4 protein-coding genes are annotated in these 4855 nt (G+C 46.2%); 3 read left to right on the top strand and 1 reads right to left on the bottom strand.

Features of this window, described 5'->3' with window-relative positions; all coding sequences use genetic code 11:
• Positions 1-242: 242 nt before the first annotated feature.
• Positions 243-662, bottom strand: a complete 420-nt coding sequence (locus tag GPK81_RS12655; RefSeq protein WP_021976181.1) for a PPC domain-containing DNA-binding protein — start codon at positions 660-662, stop codon at positions 243-245.
• A 424-nt stretch (positions 663-1086) separates the two neighbouring features.
• Between GPK81_RS12655 and GPK81_RS12660 the strand changes: the two genes are divergently transcribed.
• The 3 genes from GPK81_RS12660 to GPK81_RS12670 all read left to right on the top strand — a co-directional run bounded on the left by GPK81_RS12660 (position 1087) and on the right by GPK81_RS12670 (position 4538).
• Positions 1087-2457, top strand: coding sequence for a putrescine aminotransferase (locus GPK81_RS12660; protein ID WP_118063424.1), 1371 nt, complete (start codon positions 1087-1089; stop codon positions 2455-2457).
• Between the two features lie 163 nt (positions 2458-2620).
• Positions 2621-2965, top strand: coding sequence for a P-II family nitrogen regulator (locus GPK81_RS12665; protein WP_021977944.1), 345 nt, complete (start codon positions 2621-2623; stop codon positions 2963-2965).
• 166 nt (positions 2966-3131) lie between these two features.
• A complete protein-coding gene (locus tag GPK81_RS12670; RefSeq protein ID WP_118063426.1) occupies positions 3132-4538 on the top strand; it encodes an APC family permease in 1407 nt (468 codons plus the stop codon).
• Positions 4539-4855 lie beyond the last annotated feature (317 nt).

Below are 4855 nucleotides of genomic sequence, written 5' to 3' on the forward strand. Positions count from 1 at the left end.
CATAAATAACACCCCTTTTTCTTTTATTTTACTAGAAAAGGGGTGTGTTCACAATTTATTTACTCATGCGTTTGTCGTGAGGAAGGTTGAATCAGGGAGATGTGATGATTTGTCGGTATAGCTTTTCGGAATAAGAAAAGGGTGAGCTGACAGCATTATGCTGAGTAGTTTCACCCTTTTTATGTGTGATGAAATTTTAAACTGTAAAGCAGTAGACAGTGGTCGAAATCCCTCTGACAAAATCAGAACTTAAACAGATTCAGTCCGATATCCTCGCTGAACTCACGACCGATCTCTCCGTCGATCACCTGGATCTGGATCTCGGCGGTAGCACTGATGATGGCACGGTTCAGATGACCGCCGTGTACAAGGCCTTCTTCGTCACCGGCTGCGATGTGGAGATGAAGATAAACTTCGCCGTCTTTACGGGTAACGGTACCGGTAAGAGAAACAATCTCATAAGCTCCCTGAAACTGAATAGAGTGGTATTCCTTTGTTACGGTGTTGTATACGCCAGCAGTGAAATCATTGATGGCGCCAAGGCCTGTGACCTGTGCAAGGCGGATGTTCTCTTTCTCTGCAACCTTGCCGATCTCCTCCAGGATCTCTTCCTTCGGATCAAGTCGAAGATAGATCGTGTTTCCAAAATGTCTGTATTCCATGATAAAAAACCTCCCTGTAAATTTTTTGATTTTCCTATTGTCTGAGTATGATTCCAGTATAATACATTCCTGTTTTTATTCAATAGTTACATTGATCAGATTACAGCACTTCCGGAAATTACTGCATCATGCCCTGTCCAATTTTTTCGTAGAGTATATTGCAGATAATTTCGAGAAAAACTGAGAAGAGACATACTTGAAAATAAGTATATCTACCAGAAACTAATCATAAACAGCCAGAAATTAAGAATTGTACACATTGGCTGACCGGGGTACAATATAAGCAATTCGAAAAACAATTAAACGAAATGCAAAGGCGCATTTGTTGTAGAAATACAGCGAATGCGCCTGTTTTTTTACCTGAATGAACGCAGGATGCAGATGCAGATCGCGGGATGATTTTCAGAAAGAGAGGGCATGTATTATGGCAAAGAGTGAACAGGTAATCAAAGATCTTGACAGAGTGATCGGACTGATCAATACAGATATGAAAGATATTCCTGCTGAGGAGAAAAAACAGATGGTGGCAGATACCATCGATCATTTTGACAACTACGTAAGCCCGGGCTGGCTGAAATACCGTAAATCCGTTTCTTCTGACTCTGAGCAGGGTGCGGTTCTTGAGTGGCAGGATGAAGGTGCTTACTGCTACGGATTAAATGGAGAAAAATTCATCGACTGTCTTGGTGGATTTGGTATTTATACCTGTGGCCACAGAAATCCGGAGATCCTGAAAACTGTTAAAGCACAGTTGGATCATCAGGCACTTCATTCACAGGAGCTTCTTGATCCGCTTCGTGGATATCTGGCAAAAGCTCTTGCAGATATCACTCCTGGTGATCTGCAGTACTGTTTTTTCACAAATGGTGGTGCGGAGGCTGTTGAGATGGCTCTGAAGCTTGCACGTATCGCAACTGGCGGAAGATGGTTCATCTCCACAGTCGGCGCTTTCCATGGAAAGAGTATGGGTGCTATCTCCATGGGTGGTAAGAGTACATACCGTACTCCTTATATCCCAATGGTACAGCAGGTACAGCACGTACAGTACGGTGTTGCAGATGATGTAAGAAAAGCGATCAAGAACCTTCAGGCTGTTGGTGAGAAGGTTGCCGGTGTGATCCTTGAGCCGATTCAGGGTGAAGCTGGTGTTATCGTTCCTCCGGCAGGATACCTTCAGGAGGTTCGTGAGATCTGCGATGAGACAGGCGTAGCACTGATCTTTGACGAGATCCAGACTGGTATGGGCCGTACCGGTACAATGTGGAGATGTGAAGCAGAGGGTGTTACACCGGATATCATGACCTATGGTAAAGCTTTCGGCGGTGGTATCATGCCGATCACTGGTATCATCTGCAAACCGAAGATGTGGGTTCAGGATCTGATCGACAACCCATGGCTGCTTGGCTCCCCGACATTCGGAGGAAACCCGGTATGCTGTGCGGCAGCTATCGCAACGATCAAATATATGCTTGAAAATGATATCCCGGGTGTCTGCAAACGGAAAGGTGAGATCCTGAAAGCTGGACTTCAGAGTCTTGCGGAAAAATATCCGGAGATCATTCAGGAGGTTCGTGGTACAGGTCTTATGCTTGCCGTTGAGTTCCATACCTGCGAACTTGGCTATGAGACTGCAAAAGGTCTGTTTGCAAGACGTGTCATGACAGCCGGTACTCTTGTTAATGCAAAAACAATCCGTTTCGAGCCTACAGCTGTTATTTCCGAGCAGGATATCAAGGACGTTATCTCCAGAATGGATGAGGCTCTTGCCGATACAAAGAAAGCACTTAATGTATAAAAGACAGAGGGATTTTTTACTGAATTAAGTAAGTCCCCTGCGGGATTGTGAAGGCAATAAGCAGTGGGCAGAGATTTGCCAGAATGTTTCTGTACGGGAAGGCATCGGTTTAACTGAGATGATGCCTTTTCGGAGATTTTTCCGAAAGGGATGATATTATAAGATGAGTTTATGCAGAATTGAAGTTATCACAAGCCTTGCGAAATTTTCCAGCCTGAAGTCTGCGCTCAGCAAAGCCGGTGTCAGGGGTATGACGGTTATGCAGGTGCTTGGCTGTGGCGTGGAAAAAGGTACCCGTGAGTACGAAGTGGATGAAAACTATGAGATGGAGCTTCTTCCGAAGCAGCAGATCAGTGTTGTGGTAAAAAAGGAGCAGGTGGATAAGATCGTGGATGTGATCAAACACGAGCTTTATACCGGTCATATCGGTGATGGTAAGATTTTTATCTATGATATCGACAATGTGATCCGCGTGCGTACTGGTGATGAAGGGGCAGATGCTTTATAGATGATGGATTGCGGATCATGGAATGATGGTCTGTATTATAGAGCAGGCGAGGGTGTCCGCGGATAAAGCGGAACCTCGCCTGTTTTTGTGTTGGATATTTTTTATGACTTATATTTGGTTTGCATAATGCAAATGTCCATTTCATTATGGGGAGGTGCCTGGGATTATGAGTGAAGATAAGAAATTAGGATTGGGGAGTGTTGTATCTATATCAGTAGGGCTGGTCATTGCTACAAGCTGTCTGGTTTCTCTTGGACAGGGTGCAGGTACAGTTGGCGTTGTGTTCATTTTTTCTATGATTATTGCCTGCCTTTTGAATATGACTACTGTGGCTTCACTTTCCGAGCTGAATGCGATTATGCCGAATACGACGGGTGGTCTGGCACAGTATACTCTGGCGTGCCTTGGGCCTTTTCCTACATTGATCTCCATGGTTGGTGGGTATCTGCTCTGTAATATTCTGTCATCTGGTGTGGAGGCTTCGATTTTTTCCTATGCGATGGCGCAGACGATCAAGCTACCGATTCCCAGCATTGCGTATACGTTGGTAATGACGATCGTGATCATGATCGCGAACCTTCGTGGCGTGGATATGTTTGCCAAGATCCAGGATCTGGTTGCGTTTCTTTTGGTTGGTTCTATGATCATTATGGGACTGATCGGTATGTTTAAGCTGGGTACGGGACAGGTGGTTTCTCAGCCGTATGCTATGGCTACGAAGCCTTCGGAGCTGTTTTCTGCTACGGCTACAGCATTCTGGCTGTTTATCGGGGCGGAGTATGTGATTCCGGTTTCCAAGAGTGTTAAGAATGCGAAGAGGAATGTTCCTCTTGGTATGATCATTGGTCTTGCGCTGATCTGTGGTGTGCAGTCGATCATGGTGTTTGGGTTTCATAATTATACTCCATGGCAGGAGCTGATGGATTCTCCTGCGCCGCATCTGCTTTATGGGGAAAATCTTCTTGGCAGTGTGGGTAAGATCTGGATGACTCTGGTGGCTGCTCTTGCGGTTGTGAGTACGCAGAATTCTACGGTGAATGGGCTGGCGAGTATTTGCCAGGGTATGGCGAAGATGAATATGATGCCGAGGATTTTTGCGAAGACGAATAAGCATGGGGTTCCGTGGTTTGGGGTTGTGTTTGTCAGTGTGACGATTTTTGTTTTTGCGTTGATCAGTAATAATTCTTCTTCTGTTATTTCGTTTTTGATTCTGGTGGGTTCGGTGTTCTGGATGATTTCTTATGTACTGGCGCATGTGGATGTGCTGATCCTCCGGAAGAGGATGCCGAAGGTGCCGAGGAGTTTCAAGGTTCCTTTTGGACCGGTGTTTCCGGTTATTGGTATTGTGGGGACTTGTTATATGATCTTGAATATTTCTTCGGATCCTGTGGAGAGGAATATGATCTGGCTGGTTGTTTTGATTGCTTTTCTGGTCCTGGCGGTTTATTCGTTCTGGTGGATTAAGACCAGGATGAAGATGCCGGTGTTTAAGAGTGTGCCTATTCAGAAGGTTATGGCCATGGAGAATGAGTTGTTTTATACGATCCGGAAACGTCGGGGGATCTGGAGGTGATATTTATGAGGACGCTGCCTGTTGGGTGGCGTTCTTTTTTTGTAGAGGGATGCCAGGAGGGAGAGGATATCGGTCTGGGCAGGGACTCCGGGGGATACAACTAGGGTCCGTGAGGGTGGAGAGAAAGAGGGACGCCAGAGGGAGAGGATATCGGCCCGGGCAAGGACTCCGTCGGGGGATACAACTAAGATTCCGTGAGATGGCTAAAAGCATTGCGGCAGGGCCAGAACTCGCCGTTGGCTCAAACAGCTGACCCTGCCGCAATAACGCCCTCTCCCGCAACCTAAGTTGTATCACCCCTCCTCCGCAACAGCCCG

Source organism: Blautia sp. MCC283, assembly GCF_018785565.1.
Lineage (GTDB): Bacteria > Bacillota > Clostridia > Lachnospirales > Lachnospiraceae > Blautia_A.